The sequence below is a fragment of the Bradyrhizobium sp. 76 genome, from assembly GCF_023073025.1.
In the GTDB taxonomy this organism is placed as follows: Bacteria; Pseudomonadota; Alphaproteobacteria; order Rhizobiales; family Xanthobacteraceae; genus Bradyrhizobium.
In genome coordinates, this window is sequence record NZ_JADPIS010000017.1 from 1 (window position 1) to 18,131 (window position 18,131).

10 protein-coding genes and 4 pseudogenes are annotated in these 18,131 nt (G+C 56.2%); 6 read left to right on the top strand and 8 right to left on the bottom strand.

The features are described from left to right. A pseudogene (locus IVB48_RS05615) lies at positions 1–632 on the top strand (protease); the annotation flags it as partial. A 144-nt stretch (positions 633–776) separates the two neighbouring features. Then, positions 777–908: pseudogene (locus tag IVB48_RS05620) on the top strand (IS3 family transposase); the annotation flags it as partial. 1,419 nt (positions 909–2,327) lie between these two features. Here IVB48_RS05620 and IVB48_RS05625 read toward each other — a convergent pair. Next, positions 2,328–3,508, bottom strand: a pseudogene (locus IVB48_RS05625) (IS30 family transposase). Between the two features lie 91 nt (positions 3,509–3,599). Here IVB48_RS05625 and IVB48_RS05630 point away from each other — a divergent pair. Continuing rightward, positions 3,600–3,898 (top strand): annotated as a pseudogene (locus tag IVB48_RS05630) (IS3 family transposase); the annotation flags it as partial. Between the two features lie 290 nt (positions 3,899–4,188). Beyond that, positions 4,189–6,252 (top strand): glycoside hydrolase family 5 protein, encoded by a 2,064-nt coding sequence (locus IVB48_RS05635; RefSeq protein WP_247398238.1) that lies wholly within the window; start codon positions 4,189–4,191, stop codon positions 6,250–6,252. Positions 6,253–6,544: 292 nt separating this feature from the next. On the opposite strand, the gene IVB48_RS05640 is transcribed toward IVB48_RS05635, so the two are convergent. Next, positions 6,545–8,926: a tetratricopeptide repeat protein gene (locus IVB48_RS05640; protein ID WP_247398240.1), complete on the bottom strand. Its 2,382-nt coding sequence runs from the start codon at positions 8,924–8,926 to the stop codon at positions 6,545–6,547. 156 nt (positions 8,927–9,082) lie between these two features. On the opposite strand from IVB48_RS05640, the gene xrtD reads away from it, so the two are divergent. Then, positions 9,083–10,645 carry a VPLPA-CTERM-specific exosortase XrtD gene (gene xrtD / locus IVB48_RS05645; RefSeq protein WP_247398242.1) on the top strand — a complete coding sequence of 521 codons (1,563 nt, stop codon included), beginning with the start codon at positions 9,083–9,085 and terminating at the stop codon, positions 10,643–10,645. A gap of 682 nt (positions 10,646–11,327) precedes the next feature. Here the strand turns inward: xrtD and rfbA are convergent. The 5 genes from rfbA to IVB48_RS05670 all read right to left on the bottom strand — a co-directional run bounded on the left by rfbA (position 11,328) and on the right by IVB48_RS05670 (position 15,019). Continuing rightward, positions 11,328–12,209, bottom strand: coding sequence for a glucose-1-phosphate thymidylyltransferase RfbA (gene rfbA / locus IVB48_RS05650; RefSeq protein WP_247398245.1), 882 nt, complete (start codon positions 12,207–12,209; stop codon positions 11,328–11,330). Between the two features lie 14 nt (positions 12,210–12,223). Further along, positions 12,224–13,111, bottom strand: a complete 888-nt coding sequence (gene rfbD / locus IVB48_RS05655; RefSeq protein ID WP_247398247.1) for a dTDP-4-dehydrorhamnose reductase — start codon at positions 13,109–13,111, stop codon at positions 12,224–12,226. A gap of 7 nt (positions 13,112–13,118) precedes the next feature. Further along, a complete protein-coding gene (gene rfbB, locus IVB48_RS05660) occupies positions 13,119–14,168 on the bottom strand; it encodes a dTDP-glucose 4,6-dehydratase (RefSeq protein WP_247398251.1) in 1,050 nt (349 codons plus the stop codon). An 11-nt stretch (positions 14,169–14,179) separates the two neighbouring features. Further along, positions 14,180–14,743: a dTDP-4-dehydrorhamnose 3,5-epimerase gene (rfbC, locus tag IVB48_RS05665; protein ID WP_247398254.1), complete on the bottom strand. Its 564-nt coding sequence runs from the start codon at positions 14,741–14,743 to the stop codon at positions 14,180–14,182. A gap of 69 nt (positions 14,744–14,812) precedes the next feature. Continuing rightward, entirely contained in the window at positions 14,813–15,019 is a 207-nt protein-coding gene (locus tag IVB48_RS05670; protein ID WP_247398257.1) for a hypothetical protein, read from the bottom strand. Positions 15,020–15,072: 53 nt separating this feature from the next. Here IVB48_RS05670 and IVB48_RS05675 point away from each other — a divergent pair, with 53 nt between their 5' ends. Further along, entirely contained in the window at positions 15,073–16,107 is a 1,035-nt protein-coding gene (locus IVB48_RS05675) for an acyltransferase (RefSeq protein WP_247398260.1), read from the top strand. A 382-nt stretch (positions 16,108–16,489) separates the two neighbouring features. Here IVB48_RS05675 and IVB48_RS05680 read toward each other — a convergent pair whose 3' ends face one another. Beyond that, on the bottom strand, positions 16,490–18,001 hold the full coding sequence (locus IVB48_RS05680; RefSeq protein WP_247398263.1) for an oligosaccharide flippase family protein: 1,512 nt from the start codon (positions 17,999–18,001) through the stop codon (positions 16,490–16,492). Positions 18,002–18,131 lie beyond the last annotated feature (130 nt).

Below are 18,131 nucleotides of genomic sequence, written 5' to 3' on the forward strand. Positions count from 1 at the left end.
TCAACGNCGCCGCGGTCACCGCCGGTCAGTTCGGCAGCAATTGGGTTATCCTCGGCGCTGAGGCGGTCTCAGGCGGCTATGATGTGGCCTGGAAAAACACCACCACCGGCCTTTCCAACATCTGGAGCACTGATACCCACGGCAACCACGTCGTCGATCTTCTTGCGGGTGCATCGTCGACCAGCAGCGCGCTGCAGTCCTTCGAGACCATCTTCCACCAGGACCTCAACGGTGATGGCACGATTGGCTTAGTCAAAACCACCATCGAAGCGCTTGGCAGCACCAGTCTCTCGCAGGTTGGACAAAACTACTTTCTCGATCCGGTCGGTGGCACTGGTGGTCCCGAGCTCAAGCTCAACGGCGCCGCGGTCACCGCCGGTCAGTTCGGCAGCAATTGGGTTATCCTCGGCGCTGAGGCGGTCTCAGGCGGCTATGATGTGGCCTGGAAAAACACCACCACCGGCCTTTCCAACATCTGGAGCACTGATACCCACGGCAACCACGTCGTCGATCTTCTTGCGGGTGCATCGTCGACCAGCAGCGCGCTGCAATCTTTCGAGACCATCTTCCACCAGGACCTCAACGGTGATGGCACGATTGGCCACACGGCGGGGTGGACCATAATGGCGTAGGGCTTCCTCAGGTAGCTCTTTATGCGCCGGTCGATCGCGTTGATTTAATGCCTTTCACGGGGGCGGCGTATTGTCGCGTCAACTTGGTACACAAAGATACCTCCCGCTCAAAGCTGCGGCGGGGATCCCATGACAATGCTCTGGTCCGAATCCATCAGCCGTTTCTACAAGCTCGAGGTAATCCATCGGCGCGGACCACGGCGCCGCTTAGAGGCCATCGGGTTCGCGACGCTGGAAAGCGGCTACATACCGCTGGCCGAAGCCGAGCAAGGCTAATAGACCATGCTGGATCCGACCATAGCGGCAGAAAATTAAACTCAATTACCCCCGGCAAGTGCGAGGCGGCTCATATTGAATGACTACCAGGGGCCATTAATGATATCAGTCCTACACACTTTTAAATCCATGTCCGAGGGCTTAATAGAGGGTTAGCCTCAAAGTCATTAGCAGCTTAGAGCCGCTCGGTTGTATCGCGTAGGACGGATCCAAGTCAGGACGATGATACCATCCCCTAATTGGTCGCGGCGCTTCGACAAGCCAGTCGAGCTTCCCGATGGGAGCAAAATTGAAACATTGCGAGAGGCAATTAGATGGCTGATCGATCGGACCCCGAGATCTGAACATGGCACGCCCGCCATCGCGAATGTAGCTCAAGCGATAAAGGACGCGGCCGAGAGCAATGGCTCCATGGATCTGGTGAGATCCGAAATCAAGCGCGTCGCGAATCGCTCAAACTTACTGTCTATCGGTCAGCCCAAGGAAGAACACGCTCATGTCCGGGCAAAGCGCCGCCATACGCGTGTCGCTCACTTAGACTTTAGCCGCTTCCTTGACGACCAGCGGCTGCTCTGGCGGTCGCGTCAACAAGCAGCCGCTCGTTTGAAGAACAAGGAACCGTCTCGAACAGATCCAGTCGTCGGGGAGCTTTTGGCAAAGCTTCGAGACGCGGAGGGAACTATCTACTGGAAAAGCGCTCACGAACCAACACTAGAGGGACTAGACATCGCATTACGGCTCGGTTTGGTTGTGAGGTTAAGTGGACCTTCTTATGAAGGACTAACGCTCACCAGGACCGGACGAACGGCTGTCGGGATCGGCGGACCGCTATCGGCCACAAATTGGGTCGCGCTTAAAATATCTCACCTGCAACAAAGCCGATACACGATTGCGAGCGTATATCAGCTTGCACGAGATGCGCTCGTAGTCGATTCCCTCCCACCCCTCAAAAACGTGTTAAGTGCAATCACCGATCCGTATGTAGGCCTGGTTAGTCGGTTGTTACGCCGACGCTTTCGAAAACCTTGTGAGAGTCGCCTTGGCGCAATTGGTACCGCTGCTCCGGATCAGCAACGCATCCAGCAAGAGAATACAACGTTTTAGCGCGCCACCAACCTCTGCGCTTCGTGGGTCCCTGATGCATTTGCGTCAAAGTATCCTCAATGACCTTCCGGCCTTTCCTTTCGCTCATTGCCATGAAACCAGCGCCATTCAACAACGGGTCTGATGACCCCTCAATGGTGGTTCACCGCCTTGTATCCTACTGTACGAATTCTGAATTCTCGAACCAGAATGTTCGACCTAAATCCACAAATGTGCGCCAACCGCATGGCACATCTTTGTGCTCGATCCGCTGCTCTGCACGGTCAAGTGACGTGATTCGGCCAAGCTGTCGGCGAGGCTCTTGACGAGTGGCTTCTACCGTCTTCTCGGTCGAGCATTGAGGGCAGCCGCGAGGGGTGACCTCTTCGGCGCTAAGGACCCTGAGGTCAGTGCCTTTCGGGAAGTACTGACGCAGCAAGCCATTGGTGTTCTCCTTAGTGCCCGCTGCCAAGGGCTTTACGGATCGCAGAACTAGACCTGTACCCCTGCATCGATTTTGAGACGATCGTATTGGGCCATTTCGGCTCCCTGGTCCTAAGTGAAAATGAACGGCGCAGTTCTTCCGGCAGGGTGATGATCGTGCGAGTGATCGCGTCGCGCACGGCTTCAGCGCAGCGCCCCGCGAGCGCAGGTTCGTTCTTGATTTGCGGAGCTTCGCCATGCCTCACGAGGCGGGGAAGATGCAGCAGCATCGTCAAGCCCGTTGTACGCTCGACCAATGTACCTATCGTTGAGCTCCCGAGACCAAGAACGAAGTCTCCCTCTCAGTGGCCCGGCACTGCTCGATCAGCTGCATCGGCGGGCGTTGACTGATCATGATCTCCGGCGAGACAACACTCTGGGCACTCTTAACACGCGCTCCGTTCGCAAGCAGGCCGTCAATTCGCGGCGGAGCGCCCCTCGACCTTGAACGAAGAGCGCCTGATAGATGGCCCGGTGGCTGATCGTCCGGGAAGTCGATCGGCAAGCGTTGGGCAATCTGCTCCGGCTGCAGGCCTTGGCTCACCGCCGATTTTCTTCGGGGTCTATGCCGGCGCTTTCCACGGAACGGCGGCCGGGAACGAGGGCGCCGCTCGGCGTCACGACGAGCGCCGTCTCTCATCCACATAAGTGCGCAAAGTCTTGTTGAGCGCAAGCTTGGTCAGTTTCGGCCGACAGGCCGATCGGTCCGCATGCCATTGGGCAGTTTGTCGCATATGCTAACTGACCCTTCGGGTGGTCGCGTTGCGCAGTAGTTCACGCGCGATTATCGCGGCGGACCGACCTAGGGGCGCGGATCTCACGTATAGAAAAGCCCCTGCCTTGAGGAGTGCGATTTCCTCGCGCTCTGCCGACAAGTACCCCCCGGGGAGCAGCTTTTGCCGAGAGCCTGAACATTGGTTGTGGCATACCGCGCGCCTCGGATTAATCTCGTTCTGACAAGGCTGCGATATGCCAGCTACGAGCGCATCATCTTCGCTGTCAAGTCCCGCGGCAATCCCTCCCGGCGACGGCAATGGCGCTCGTCCAGATCGTGCCGATCTCCGCCCTCAAAAGCTCATCGCAATCTCCAATTCCAGCGTGTTGCGATGACCGTTTCGATCCGGCCAATACGTCTCTATCAAATACACCGAGCGCCTGACTGAAGCTGACGTGGAGCCTTCGGCCGGCCATGTCGAAGATTCCTATGAAAATGCTCTTGCCAAAACCATTAACGGTCTCTGCGAGGCAGAGGTCATCCATCTGCGTGGACAATGGCGCAGCTTCGAGGCCGTCGAGTTCGCGACCCTGGAACGGGTGAACTGGTTCATCAACAGAAGCCTCCTCGAGCCCATCGGCCACATACCGCCGGCCGAGGCCGGCAAAGCTGCAGCGCCATGCTGGAAAAACCGGCTATGGCGGCATAACCTAAACAAATGGGCTCCGGCAAACCCGAGGCGGTTTGATGTAATGAGCGACCGGATCTCACTCCGTCTATCAACCCTTGGTACGAGCTTGCGCGTCGCCGATGAACGAAGACTACGAGCCCCGCGCAGTCGACCCGACAGTATTTCTGTCGCACTACTAAATTGTATTCCTTCCCGCCGATTGCTGTAATCGCTATTAGGATTGCATTCCACTGATCTCGCGCCCGAACGAGCCCGAGAATTGGATCGGCTTTTTTCAAACTACCGCCGTCTTCTTAAGGTAGCATGTGATGAGCCGGCCGGACGACCAGGCCTTCTTAGGAAACGTTCATGAAGGTGAGCTAGCTTTGAAAGAGGATCACTCCTTGCCTCGCGGAATAGTACTCTGTTCGATGATTGCATTCTCTGTGATAGCGATCGGACGAACCACAGAAGCCGCCGAAAGGACCACTGCCGAGACGCGGGGGAGCGCCCGCCCGGATGGCGTGCGACTTACGACGACCTGGCCAACCCCAATCATAAGGCAAGGCGAGACGATCGTTAACACGATCGATGTTTACAATGCGGTGGCAGGACACAAGATCCGCATTCAGAACAGCAACCACGGCGCAAGCTACTTCACGACAAGCTTTAGTGCCGCGGTACAGGCCGCGGTCTCCGCCATACCGGGGCTCTCGCAAACTCCGATAAATACGCAGCAGATGGAGATCACTCTAACTGCAGGCACTTACAAGATTGACATCGATCAGACCGTCACGATGCAGGGCATTCCGGGTAATATCGACGACGCCCCGTGGGCGCCTGGCACGCAGCTTCAGACCGACTGGATCCTGGCAAGCGCGCCGTCCAATGGCGCTCCTGTCGAGAACGGGTTTGCCGTCGACTCAAAGTGGATCACTTACACAAACCAGGCGGCTTCTCCCGGAGCCAATAACCAAGGCGCCAGCTCTGATGCGTCTCAGGGGCCAGTCCCTGAGGAAAAGCGGGAGAGCGCCGTGTCCGACGCACGGTGGTCGCTTCTACGCTCAGCTCCAAGCATTGGCACAGGGGGCGTCGTGACGTTCGAAATTCACAAGACCAATTACGCGCTGACGTCGCCCACGACGCTGCATATCGCCGTCGACAGCGCGAGCACGGCAACCGATGCGGACTTCACGCAGGGGCTTGATGCATCAGTTAGCGCCGCGTTGAATAGAAATGTCACCTACGACACACATACCGGCACCTTGACCTTTAGTGAAAAGGCGGTCTTTCCGTTCGTGTTCTCAATGACTGCCGCAAGCGTTAGCAGCAACAAGGATTATGTTCTCGCCATCAGCAACAGCCATGTTGGTGCGATCGACGTTGCACGCGCGGGCGTTCGACTTGGAACTCTTTCTATCCCTCCGACAAAGCCGCTGCTCGGCCTCAACGAAGCTTCTGGCGAGTTCGGCGTAGGCAGCCATAACTTCAAGTACACCTACCCGGGCAAAGACCGGCTCGCCTGGGCCGCGGCACAAGGTTTTGGCATCATCCGCGTGCCCTTCATATTTCAAAACGTTCAGGCCTCGTCGTCGGCCCCGCTCAACGAGGCCGCCATGCGTCCACTCGATTCGGTCATGAACGAATGCGCCATACAGCGCCTCGTCTGCCTTTTGGATCTGCATAATTACGGCAGCTACTTCTCCGATGCTTCGGCAGCAAGTCAGGGGTTACCGGGCACGGTCGGTGTCTCCAATGCGAGGCTCGCCAATTTTTGGGCGCAGATCGCCAGTCGATACAAAGACAACCCGAGCGTTTGGTTCGACCTCATGAACGAACCAAACAAGCAGTCTGCGCTCGAGTGGGTTAAGACCAGCAACGCCATTGCAGCCGCTATTCGAGCGACTGGGGCAACCAACAAGATTGTTTTCCAAGGCACCGCGTGGGACGGCGCCTGGACATGGTCGAGAAGCGGTAACGCGATGCACATACTGAAGGCTTACGATCCCCGCAACAATTTCGCGTTCGAAGCGCATCAATATCTGGACGGCGACGGATCGGGCACTTCGCCCAACTGCGTGCTTGGCTCTGGAGCAGAGCGTCTCGACCAGTTTACGACGTGGCTTCAAAAAAATGGTTTGCATGGCATCCTTGGTGAAGTTGGCTGGGCTGCCAATGATGCCTGCACGGTCGAAGCAAGGGCTCTTCTTGACGATTGGCGGAGCGCGGCTGCATCGGCTACTGCCGGTGGATATATCGGGCTAACCTATTGGGCAGCCGGACCATGGTGGCCCAATGATTATATGTATCTCGCTGAGCCACGGCCGTTCCCAACCGGTGCCGATCCAGCGCAACTCGAGACGCTTAAGAAATATCTACCAACTCGAAAATAAAGTGGACCGAGCTTTGCAATAGTGACCGTTGATCGAACGACGGAAAGCCTTCTAACCCAAAGCGGTTTCTAACATGGAAGAGACTAATTCTGACGATAGCCAACGCCGCCAGCATTCAAATTTTCTTCCAGCAGCATCATGTCATTTTTTCAATTGTGTAGCCGCCTTCATGGATTCACTGGTTCTGAGTTCGCCTTGACCGCTATATCGCGCCGTGGGTAGCAGCCGCTCGCCGCTTAGAGTTCTTATGAACCTCAGCTCTTAAAAGTCTCGAAGCTCGCCGATTTATCATCTAGTCACTGAGCAGCTTCTGAGCTTCGTTTCGGCCAGGATAAACTTTATTGAGAGTATCTTTAATTATTCCTTGCCCTTTCTGGTTTTCCCCTAAGGCGATCAAGACGGCCCCCAAATGGAAACGCAGTTCCGGGTTCGACGATTGATCAGCATTCGCGAGATCCAATAGATCCTTTGCCTTTTTATAGTCCCCAAGACGGTAGTCTGACCAGGCGAGCGTATCGAGGATCGCTTGATTTTTGACGACCGCATTTTTCAGCAACAGATCGCGGGCCTCTTGCAACGCGGCCTTGTCGAGGGGACTCTGGTCCGCGAGCATAGCTGCAAGCTCGTTGGCGGCGATAACCGACTTTGGGTTGATACGGAGGACACTCCGATAGACATCAAGCACAAGATCCCCCTGTCCATCAGATTTCTGAATTTCCGCGCGTGCGAGCAACAGCATTTCTTTCGGTGCGCCGGCCGCAATGCCGCGGTCGAGAATGGCAAGAGCCTTGGCAAAATCTTTCTTGCGTGCCAACTGTCCGGCCTGCTGAAGATACGGCCCCGGGGCTGCTGGGGCTATCTGAATAGCGGATTCAACTAGGGCCTGGGATTCGCCTAACTTTCCAAGACTGTTATTAAAAGCGGCAAGGCCTAGATCATAGGCAGCAAGATCGGCGGGCGGGACGTTTTTTGCGAACTGCGAAAGCGTCTCAAATCCTTCGGAACTTTGTCCCGCAGCGATCGAAGCTCGGACAAAGGATACAGCAGCCGAAACATCGAACTGACTGTTGCCATTCCAGACAATCAGCCGTCTATAAAGCCCCGCAGCGTCTGAATTCTGGCCCCGCGCCTCCTTGAGCTCGGCATCCAGAGCGACAGCCTTTTGTTCAGAGCCGGGAATTTGGCGGAGATTGGCAAGCGCAACATCGGCAGCAGAAAAATCCTTACTTTTGATTGCAAGCCTTATCTGCATAATCCGCCCGTCCAATGAAGCGGGGTTACGAACCAAAAAGTCCGAGACGGCCCGGCCTGCGTCGGTAGATTCCTCAAAGCTGCTTTGAATGTCGACAATTTGGCGAAGGATAGTCACATCGGAAGGCATCACGCTCAAAGCACGTCTGAGCGCAGCAACCGCTTCCTTGCGCTGGTCGTTTTCCAAGTACGCTTCTGCTAGCGACGTGAAGGCTGCCGCATTTGCAGGTTGACGGGCGATGATAGACAAAAAATCTCTGATGGCAGACGTCGGGTTATGCTCTTTCAACATCAGATGGCCGCGAACGGCAAGCACCTCATCGTCCGTCGGTTTCGCTTTGAGCATCGTGTCCAGAATAGACCCGGCGCCCGCAATGTCGCCATGCGCGAGCAGGAGGCGGGCGAGCGCCAATTGCGCAGAAGCATGCGCCTGCCCTGGCCGCGTGCGGGCCATGGCATCATTCAAGACTTTCGCGGCAGCGTCGACGCCGCCGGAACGCGCATAGACCTCGGCCAAGGCGATGTCATAGACAGTGGATTCTGGCGAGCCTGCGATCGCGGAAAGGAGCTCAGCCACCACTGCTTTCTCGTCCCGATGCCGGGCAAGAAAAGACACCAATTGCATATGCATGTCGACGCTGTCGCGCGCCGTCGCAATTCCCTCGCGGAGAACTTGCTCACCCTGCGCAACTCCCAAAGTTTTCACGAGCAATTCGGCAAGAGCTGCCCGGTAGCTGGATGTCGTTGGATCGGCTGCCACCAACGTCCTGTAAATTTCGATAACTTTTTCCGTCTGCCCACGTTCTGAAAATACATGGGCCTTCAACTGCAAAAGGGCCGAATTAGATGGATCTGCAGACAAACCGGCCTCGATCATTTTCGAGGCGTAGTCGAAATCATTTCGGGTAAGGGCCTCTTCAGCGAGGACCGCATTGGCAATTACGTTTCCCTTGTCTTCGGCTAAAATAGCTTCCGCGTCCGCCCGCGCCTTTCGCTTATCGCCAACGCGCTCTGCCAAAAGAGCCCGATAGGCTCTCATACTTCTATCGTTCGGCAGGCTGGCAAGGCATTTGGCAATCCATTCTTCAGCCTGGCTGTACGCACGTGCGCGAATTAACAAGGCAGCGACCGCAATTCGTGCCTGTTCGGAACCGGCCGCAACATACTCGTCGAGCGCCGTTTTCGTGTCACCCAACTTCTCCGCAATCTGACCGGCGAGTAAATGGGCCTCGCTCACCTTTGGTTCGGCCTTGATCGAGACCTCAACCTCGGTGCGCGCCGATTGAAACTGTCCCGCTTCGTAAAGCTTTCGCGCGTTGGCCAGAGAAGCGGGGGCGATTTTTGCATTATCCTGCGGTTGCTTTCCACACGCCGCCAGCAGCAAAAGAATGGCGCACATAAAAAAGCTAAAATAGAAACGCATCGAAAGTCACCCTCTCATCGAACACAGGCGCGCTTGTTCGCGAACGATCACCGGAAGATTGTTTCATACACTGAGATCTGGCCAACCTATCCAGATCAACCTCGCGTTCGGACCGACTATCAATTAGGATTCATTCCGATCAAACCCGGAGTTTTCGTGGAAGCCGTTAATCGTCGTGCCGATTGGCAAAATTTAGGTGGCGTATTTGCAGTTGTTGTCTGCACGGGCGCAATCACGGCTGTGTGGCGGTCACTTGATCCTCTTTTTCTCGCCTGGAGCCAACCAGAATACAGCCATGCTTGGTTTATTCCGCCCTTGGCCGTGCTCATTTTCATTCACCGGTTCAACTCGGCTCGCCTAGGGGGGGCGACAGCGCCCGGGGTCCTCGCCGCAATATTGTCGATTACGATCATGCTGTTGGCTTGGGCAACGGGTAGCTATACCGCGTCTATTTACGGGGCGATATTGGGTATTATTGGATTTGTCTGGTCATCCGTGGGCTCGAGGGGCATGAAGACCTTGGCGGCTCCCCTCGTCTATCTCTTCTCTATGGTTCCGCTTCCGGTCGCCATTTACATTTCCACGTCTGCGGAAATGCAGCTCTTGTCCTCGAAGCTGGGCATGGTCGCGATCTCGCTTTTTAACGTGCCTGCATCGCTTGACGGTAACATCATAATCCTACCCTCCGCGCGACTTGAGGTCGCAGAAGCCTGTAACGGCCTGCGCTACTTATTCCCCTTGGTCAGCTTCGCCTTCTTGGTCTCAATGGTGGTGGAGGACTGCTTTTGGAAAAAAGCTCTCGTGGTGCTGTCGAGCTTTCCGATCGCTATCATCATGAATGCAGGTCGTATCGCGATGATCGCTGTGATGCTGGACCGTTTCAATATTGATACGTCAACGGGGGCAGCCCACGCTTTTGAGGGCTTTGCGGTCTTCTTGCTGTGTATTGTGGTCCTGTTCTTGGAGGTTTGGTGCCTGATCGGCATTGGGAAGACGCGTGGGCGGTTCGTCGTGTCCGACTTGCTGATGTTCGATCCCGGTACGCTCCAGCGGCTAATGTCGTGGCCGATGTCACGGACATCGCTGCTGGCGGGCACCATGCTGTTGGTCGGAGCCAGCGCAGTCGGGAGCCTTCCGGCCAGGACGGAAATTATCCCGAACCACCAGCCGTTCGCGCTATTTCCCATGGACTTCGATGGCTGGCGTGGAACCCCACAGACGCTAGACGCGGACACCCTCAATGCCCTGAGGCTCAGCGACTACCTACTTGCGGAGTTCACCGGTAACGACCTAAGCGCTGAAGCTCCCCTGAGCCTTTACGTTGCCTATTACGCTTCGCAGCGGGCCGGGATACATGCGCACAGCCCACGGCTTTGCATACCCGGCGGCGGATGGAGCATCATCAGCCAATCGCTCATTGATATGCCGTGGGCGACGGGGTCCATAGCCGCAAATCGCGTCATTATCGAAAAGGGAGGCGTGAGACAGATCGTTTACTATTGGTTCGAGGAGCGAGGTCGTCACATCGCGGATGAGGGGGAACTCAAATATTACGCGCTTAAGGATGCGCTATTCGCTAACAGATCGGACGGCGCCCTTATACGCGTAGTAGCCCCGATCAACGACGGCGATGAAGCCGCTGCAGATTCAATGGCAAGGAAATTCGTGGGGCAGGCCGGCGCGCTTTTGCAGTATTTCGTCTCTGGTCGAGTTTCCTAATTCAAAGCACAGCCCGGGATAACAGAGTTCCGGTTTGGAGTATGGTTAATAGGGCCTTTGCTTTCTCCGTTCGGCGGGGTATGGTAAGCGCCAGAGGCGGAATTCAACTTAGTTCTCAGGGGCCAGAAATGTACAAGCTTTTCAAGGCGTTAGGGCTTTTGGCGGCATTAATCTCGTCGGTGGGCCAGGCCTCGGCTTTTTCATCGAGCATTTTTCCGGTGACACTTACGGGTACTCCCGAACAGGTCCTGATTTCGTACACGAGCTCCGGTACTTTTAACCTGAACAGTTTGTCGCTACAGTTAGGATCATCGGCTCCCTTTGGACCCAATGTTCTCCTCGGTGTCGTTGGCCAATTGACGCCATTCACTACGAGCGGTGGAGCGAGTCTCACCGGGTCTGGCCAGCTGAGCGAGATCATTACAGCACCTGCAGGCAACTATACTTTTTCGTTCAACACAGGTTCGGACTCTCTTCGTCTAACGGTGTCTCCCGTTCCTTTGCCAGCGTCCTTCCCCTTGTTCGCGTTAGCCCTAATTGGCTTGGGTGCGCTTGGCTACCATGCGGCGCGTAAGAGTGGCCGAACGAGCAGCATTCCGGTTTGAACTTCGAGCTTGACTCTTCGCTCGAATCCGTTCTTCAAAAGGGATAGTCGGAGACTCCGCGATTGCGGGGTCTCAAATTATTTTGGGTGTTCGGCCGATTTCGCCACGTCGCAAATATAGCGCGCATAGGCGCTCTTGCCGAGATCAACGCCAAGCTGTTCGAGCTGATCGCGATCGATGTACCCCTGGTTAAAGGCAATCTCTTCAGGACACGAGATTCGGAACCCCTGTCTTCGCTCAAGCGTCGCGACGAATTCGCCGGCCGCCAGGAGGCTGTCGGGAGTGCCAGTATCCAACCACGCAAATCCCCGTCCCATGCGCTCCACAGCCAGCTGCCCGCGTTCTAGATAGACCCGGTTTAGGTCGGTAATCTCAAGCTCGCCGCGCGCCGATGGCTGGATATTTGAAGCAATGTCGGCAACGTGCCGGTCGTAGAAATAGAGACCAGTAACGGCGAAGTTCGACTTAGGTTGGAGCGGCTTTTCCTCGATCGACGTCGCACGTCCATTCTCGTTGAAAGCGACTACGCCGTATCGCTCGGGGTCCGAGACATGATACGCGAATATCGTCGCGCCGGTGGTCCGATTGACCGCATTGGCAAGCAAGTCCGGTAGGCCATGCCCGTAGAAGATATTGTCGCCCAGAATCAGCGCGGAAGGGCCACCTTGCACGAATTTCGCACCGATAACGAAGGCCTGTGCCAGCCCCTCAGGCTTCGGTTGAACGGCATATGACAGCGAGATCCCCCAGCGATTGCCATCGCCCAGCAGCGTCTGAAACAGTGGCAAATCCTGTGGAGTCGAAATGATCAGAATCTCGCGGATGCCTGCGAGCATCAGCGTGGTTAGAGGATAGTAGATCATTGGCTTGTCGTAGACCGGCAGCAACTGCTTGGACGTCACCAATGTCATCGGATACAGGCGCGTACCGCTACCGCCGGCTAGAATGATGCCCTTCAAGCTGATTCTCCCATTCAGATCTTTAGAAGACAATCGAGACAATCCGCGAGCGAACGTTCCAGCGATGGCAGGCGGACATCAAATGCGGCCGCCAGTCTTGCGGTCGAAAGCCGCGAATTGGCTGGCCTCGCTGCAGGCGTCGGATAATCGGATGTAGCTATTGGGCTGACCCGAACGCCACGGCCACCGCGCGATGCTGCGCCACGGACGATTTCGTTTGCAAAGGCATACCAAGTCAGCGGCTGGGGGCCGGCGAGATGTGTCGCGCCGGCGAATTTTGGGTTCCAACCCTCACTGATTACCTTCTTCGCGACGGCGATGGTCGCCGCGGCGATATCGGGCGCATAGGTCGGGCATCCAATTTGATCATCAACCACGCGAAGGTGGTCCCGCTCTGCTGCCAAGCGGAGCATCGTACGGACGAAATTTGTCCCGAAGGGCGCATAGACCCACGACGTCCTCAGGACGATATGCCGGGGGTTTGCTGCAGCGACGGCCAGTTCCCCCTCAAGCTTGGATCGTCCATAAACGCTTCGTGGATTGACGGGGTCGCTTTCGACATAGGGGGCATCTTTAATTCCATCGAAAACATAATCGGTGGAAAAATGGATGACGGGCGCCCCCTGATTTGCAGCCGCCGCCGCGACGGCGCGGGCTCCGTCCCGGTTAAGGGCAAATGCCTGTTCCGGCTCGGATTCGGCTTTGTCGACCGCGGTATAGGCGGCGGGATTGACGACGATATCGGGCCGAAAGTCCGCTAGCGCCTGCGCAATGGAGGCCGGACGGAGCAGATCGACATCTGGGCGTTGCCCACAGCCGAAAACGATGTCGTTATCCCCTGCTGCGGCTTCCCGCAGTGACCGGGCGACCTGCCCCTGCCCACCGATGACATACAATCGCATCCGCGCCTCAGGCTTTCACGAGGCCAAGGCGCTCGCCGCTGTAAACCTTTTCCCGCAAGGGCTTCCACCAGTCGCCGCGATCCAGATACCACCGGACGGTCTTCTCAATCCCCGTCTCGAACGTCTCACGCGCGCGCCATCCCAGATCGGTTTCCAGCTTGGTCGCGTCGATCGCGTAGCGCTGGTCGTGCCCCGGACGATCGGTCACGAATGAAATAAGCTCGTGGCAAGGCGCGTCAGCCTGGTGAAGGCGATCCATCCACAGACAGATCTGCCGAACTACGTCGATATTGGCCCGTTCGTTGCGTCCGCCGACATTGTAGGTATGGCCAGGGCATCCCTTGGCCAGGATTACCCCCAGCGCAAGGGCATGATCCTCGACAAACAGCCAATCGCGGACATTCGAACCGTCGCCGTAGACCGGCAGCGGCTTGCGATCCAACGCGTTCAGGATCGTCAGCGGAATCAGCTTTTCGGGAAAATGATAGGGTCCATAATTATTGGAGCAGTTCGAGACGATGACCGGCAGCCCGTAGGTCCTCTGCCACGCCTTCGCGAGATGGTCCGAGGCCGCTTTCGTCGCCGAATAGGGCGAACTTGGATCGTAGGGCGTCGTCTCCGTAAAAAGACCGTCGTCACCGAGCGAGCCATAGACTTCGTCGGTCGAGACATGAAGAAAACGGAAATCGGCCAAACCCTTGTGGCCCGAAGCCACATATTTCCGCGCGGCCTCGAGCAGCGTGAAAGTGCCGAGAACGTTGGTTTTCACAAAGACGTCCGAGCCGGAAATCGAACGGTCGACATGGCTTTCAGCCGCGAGATGCACGACGGCGTCAGGCCGGTATTTCGCAAAAATCGCATTTACCGCATCGACGTCGCAAATATCATGCTTTTCGAAGGCATAACGCGGATCAGCGGCAACCGGCGCGAGCGATGCCAGATTCCCCGCATAGGTCAACTTGTCGATGACGACGACGTCATGACTGAGATCCTGGATGAAGTGACGGCACACCGCCGAACCGATGAAGCCGGCACCACCCGTGACGAGGACCCGCATCCCACAACTCCCTAGCGAACGAACTGAAAAGCCGGCGCAGCATCCGAAAGCCTCGGATGCTTTTTGTCCTTTTCCGACAAAATAATGCCATCGACCGGAATGCGCCAGTCGATCCCCAGAGCTGGGTCGTCCCACGCGATGCCACGGTCGCACTCCGGCGCGTAGTAATCCGTGACCTTGTAGACGACCTCACAATCATCCTGCAGCGTGACATAGCCATGGGCGAAGCCCGGCGGCAGCCAGAGCTGATGCCAGTTTGCCGCCGAGAGTTCGACGGCAACATGGCGGCCATAGGTCGGCGAACCGACCCGGATATCCACGCCAACGTCGAGGATGGCGCCCCGCGTGCATCTCACAAGCTTGCCCTGCGCGTGCGGCGGCACCTGGAAGTGCAGGCCGCGCAGCACGCCCTTCTGGGCTGAGAAGGCGTGATTGTCCTGCACGAAGGTCGCTTCCACGCCACGCGCCGCAAAGGTATCGGCGCGAAAGGTCTCGGAAAAGAAACCCCGCGAATCGCCAAGCCTGGCGGATGTCAACAGCAGGATGTCCGCAATTTCCAAACGTTCAATTTTCATGGCCGCATTCTGATCGAATTTTCGGTCTTTTATGAGACAGTGGAATACTCGCCTGTGGGGCTACCGGCGTCAACGCGGCGTAGCTTCCGCATATAACATCCCTCCCACAGAAAAGCGATTGCCTAAGCCGTGGTCGTTGCTGAGCAGAAAATAGACGTGCTCCCCCAAGCGCTCCGAATCAGAGAACTTCATGAAACGCTGCATGTCCGAGACACCTTTTGCCATTAATATGGTCGGCGCGATTTTTCCTCTTGCCGGCGTACCGACTGGACCCATTTTGGGCGCCACTTCAATTGTATCGGAATGATCATGGTCAATACTGAAGACCGATGAAACAGATTATTTCGATCCAGTATCTGCGAGCAGTCGCCGCGCTAGCGGTTGTGTATCATCACGCCTTTGAAAATCACCTTGCTTCAGACCTTCGTCCATATGCGTTCGGAATTTGGGGGGTCGACATCTTTTTTGTCATCAGCGGATTCATCATGTGGGTGACGACCGCAAATTCTTCCACGACTGCGCCATTATTCTGGCGCAAGCGAGCGATACGCATCTACCCGATCTACTGGGTGGCGTTGAGCATCTGGATCATTTGCAGATTTATCGCTCCAGACAGGCTGGCGAATGTAGATGTCACCGCAAAAACAACCATCCTTTCCTATTTTATCATCCCACATTATCATTCGGTTTTCACCAAGCACGTCTGGCCCATTCTCATCCCGGGCTGGACCCTGCAATACGAGCTTTTCTTTTACCTGATATTCGGGCTCGCTCTTTCCATCGTATCCAGACCCTTGCGAGCAGCCGCTATATTGGCCTGCCTTGCTTTTTTGGCTGTCGTGGGCTGCATAGTCGAACCGGCAAACGCTCTGCTGACAATCTATACCGATCCATTGTTGCTCGAGTTCGGCGGCGGCGTCATTCTCGGAATCATTTACCTGCGCGGCAGATGCTTGCCTCGATGGCTGGCACTCGCGACAGTTGTCTTTGCCATCCCGGTCCTCGTGATTAACGAATATCTGTTTTCGGAAAGCCGCCGCTTTCTCTTTCTGGGGGTACCGGCGCTCTTGGCTGCATTCGGGGCTGCTTCACTTGAGCCGGCGCTCGCCAGACGGCCTAACGCGCCAATGATCTTGCTCGGCGACGCCTCATACGCCCTTTATCTCTTTCATCCAATCGCAATGGGCCTCGTCGCCGCTATTTGGCCTCGGCTGGTGGACAACTCACATCCCGCAAGCTTCGTCTGCGTTGCGATCGGAGCGTCAATCCTGAGCTCCATCTTCGTCCACGTTAACGTAGAAAGGCCTTTGACTCGCTGGCTCTCCGAAGCCAGCGTGAAAGTGTCTTCGCAGATATCGGCTTGATTTCTAGGCAAGGTGATTGCCAAAAATGCCGATGGAGTCTCCAATTGCGGTTTGGGCGCAACGTACAGCGTGCGACGACCTGCGCCCGTTTCCTCAGGCTGCAATGAGGATCGAATGAAGCGGCGGGCGTCCTTAGCGGCTACTGCGGCGATGCTCGTTTGGCCACGGCTTTGCGGGCCCAAGGTACGCCTCGCCGGATTGGATGCTTTGGCATTTTGGACAATTTGCCAATTATTCTCGACGCGTGGCACAGCGGCTTGCGAAGTCGCCATCTCATTCGAGTGTCGTGTCGGCACGAGAGAACGCAGCGCCAGTGGATTTTGAAACCTAATCTTTTGGCAAACTACCGTGTGGGGATTGCCGCAAAGGATCAGAACGAGAATCATTTGAGCGTGTCAAACTTTTCGGCCAAGAGAGACCCGTGACGGGTCGAGATTAGTCTTAGCGCTCGCAAAGTAAGAGTGAAAGTTGCGCGCCGAAAATCCATAGAATTTATCAAGGCGAGAACAATCCCGACCAGTGCGGCGGCAGTGGCGACCGCGAAGCTGACCCAAAGATCCGATCCAAGATACCTGACGACGACGTGTGAGCCCACCAACAAACAAAGCGGTAGAACAATCGCCTGCAACAGCGCGCGTCGCGGGATGGCCGCCGCCCAAAACAGACACGCAGCATCCACAGCGCAACGCAGGCTCCAAGCCATTGCTGCGCCGTTAATCCCATAAGCCGATGTCAGTGCCCAAAGAATGCCAAGAAAGGGCAGTATTTCGGCAGCATGAAATTTGCCAGTGATGTCAGGACGCCCCTGGCTTTGAAGCAATCCGTAGGGCACAAAAGCCAGACCGTTGATCCAAGCCCCCAAAAATAGGATTTCTGCAACTGGTGTCGCCACCTCCGAGAAATCAGTCCCGATCCAATGCTGGAAGAATATCGGAGTTAGAATAATGGCTGGAGCACAAAGCGCGCCATAACCATAGGCCAGCAAAAGCAGTGCGCGCGAGGCCAAGCTGCGCGCTTCCTCTGGCTCAACGCTCGACATACGCGGAAACAGGGTCCGCGATAGGGCGCTGGCAAAAATCTGGCTGCGTGTGACCAAGGTCATTGGCACCGCATAATGGGTAACGGCAGACACGTTTAACACCGAACCGATCACAAGTTGGTCGAGCGAGCTTAAGATTGGCGAAATTATCCCGGACACGCTAATCCAGCCGCCATAGCTCAGAAGTTTTTTGACCTGATGTCGATCAAAATCAACAAGCGATAGCGGCCCCTCGTCGCGATAGACTGCTATTAGGATGGCCGCCGCAGTTAGGGCGCGCGCGATCGCAGCGATCGGGACTACGACGGCAAGCGACGGGCTGTGCATTACCGCAACCACGACTGGCGCGATCTGCCCTAGGCTCGAGCCGGATATCTGTAGAACATTCGCAAGAAGAAAACGTTCGCGAGATTCCAACGCACCAATGCCTACCCCAGATAAAAGTGCCAACGGGAACAAGCCGACGATCCAGGGGAATGCCTCCACTATCTCCGGCTGAAGCGCCTCTGGCATCGTGAGTAGATGCTGCAGCAGATAGCTACCGAAGATCGCGAGGCATAGGCCACCGAACAGTCCCAGTCCAAGATTTAGCAGGAGTGTAGTGACCAAAACCCGCGCTCGCGCCTCCTGCGGCGCGTTGCGCAATCGCGCTAAGGCATTAGCAGCCGCGCGCGAAAGCCCCAAGTCGAGAAAGCCCAAATAACCGAGCATCACCCAAACGATCGAGAGTATGCCGTATCGCGCCTCACCGATATGACGGATATAGATCGGTACGGTAACCAGTGAGATGGCGAGCGGCACGATGGCGCCGAACACGTTGATGACGAAATTGGTTTGCAATGCACGGGCTTTCATGACGTCCTTTTTAATGCACTCATTATTGGACGTCAAAGACGAGGCTGGCGCGCGCCAATTTTGGGCACTCATGGCGAATTTTCGCGCAGAAGTTATGGCACTCAAATGACAGTTCCAATTCTCTTGGAAC

Coding starts and splice junctions, on each gene's coding strand:
- IVB48_RS05635 (WP_247398238.1), top strand. CDS start 4,189: ATGAGCCGGCCGGACGACCAGGCCTTCTTAGGAAACGTTCATGAAGGT.
- IVB48_RS05640 (WP_247398240.1), bottom strand. CDS start 8,926: ATGCGTTTCTATTTTAGCTTTTTTATGTGCGCCATTCTTTTGCTGCTG.
- rfbD (WP_247398247.1), bottom strand. CDS start 13,111: ATGCGATTGTATGTCATCGGTGGGCAGGGGCAGGTCGCCCGGTCACTG.
- rfbB (WP_247398251.1), bottom strand. CDS start 14,168: ATGCGGGTCCTCGTCACGGGTGGTGCCGGCTTCATCGGTTCGGCGGTG.
- rfbC (WP_247398254.1), bottom strand. CDS start 14,743: ATGAAAATTGAACGTTTGGAAATTGCGGACATCCTGCTGTTGACATCC.
- IVB48_RS05670 (WP_247398257.1), bottom strand. CDS start 15,019: ATGGGTCCAGTCGGTACGCCGGCAAGAGGAAAAATCGCGCCGACCATA.
- IVB48_RS05675 (WP_247398260.1), top strand. CDS start 15,073: ATGAAACAGATTATTTCGATCCAGTATCTGCGAGCAGTCGCCGCGCTA.
- IVB48_RS05680 (WP_247398263.1), bottom strand. CDS start 18,001: ATGAAAGCCCGTGCATTGCAAACCAATTTCGTCATCAACGTGTTCGGC.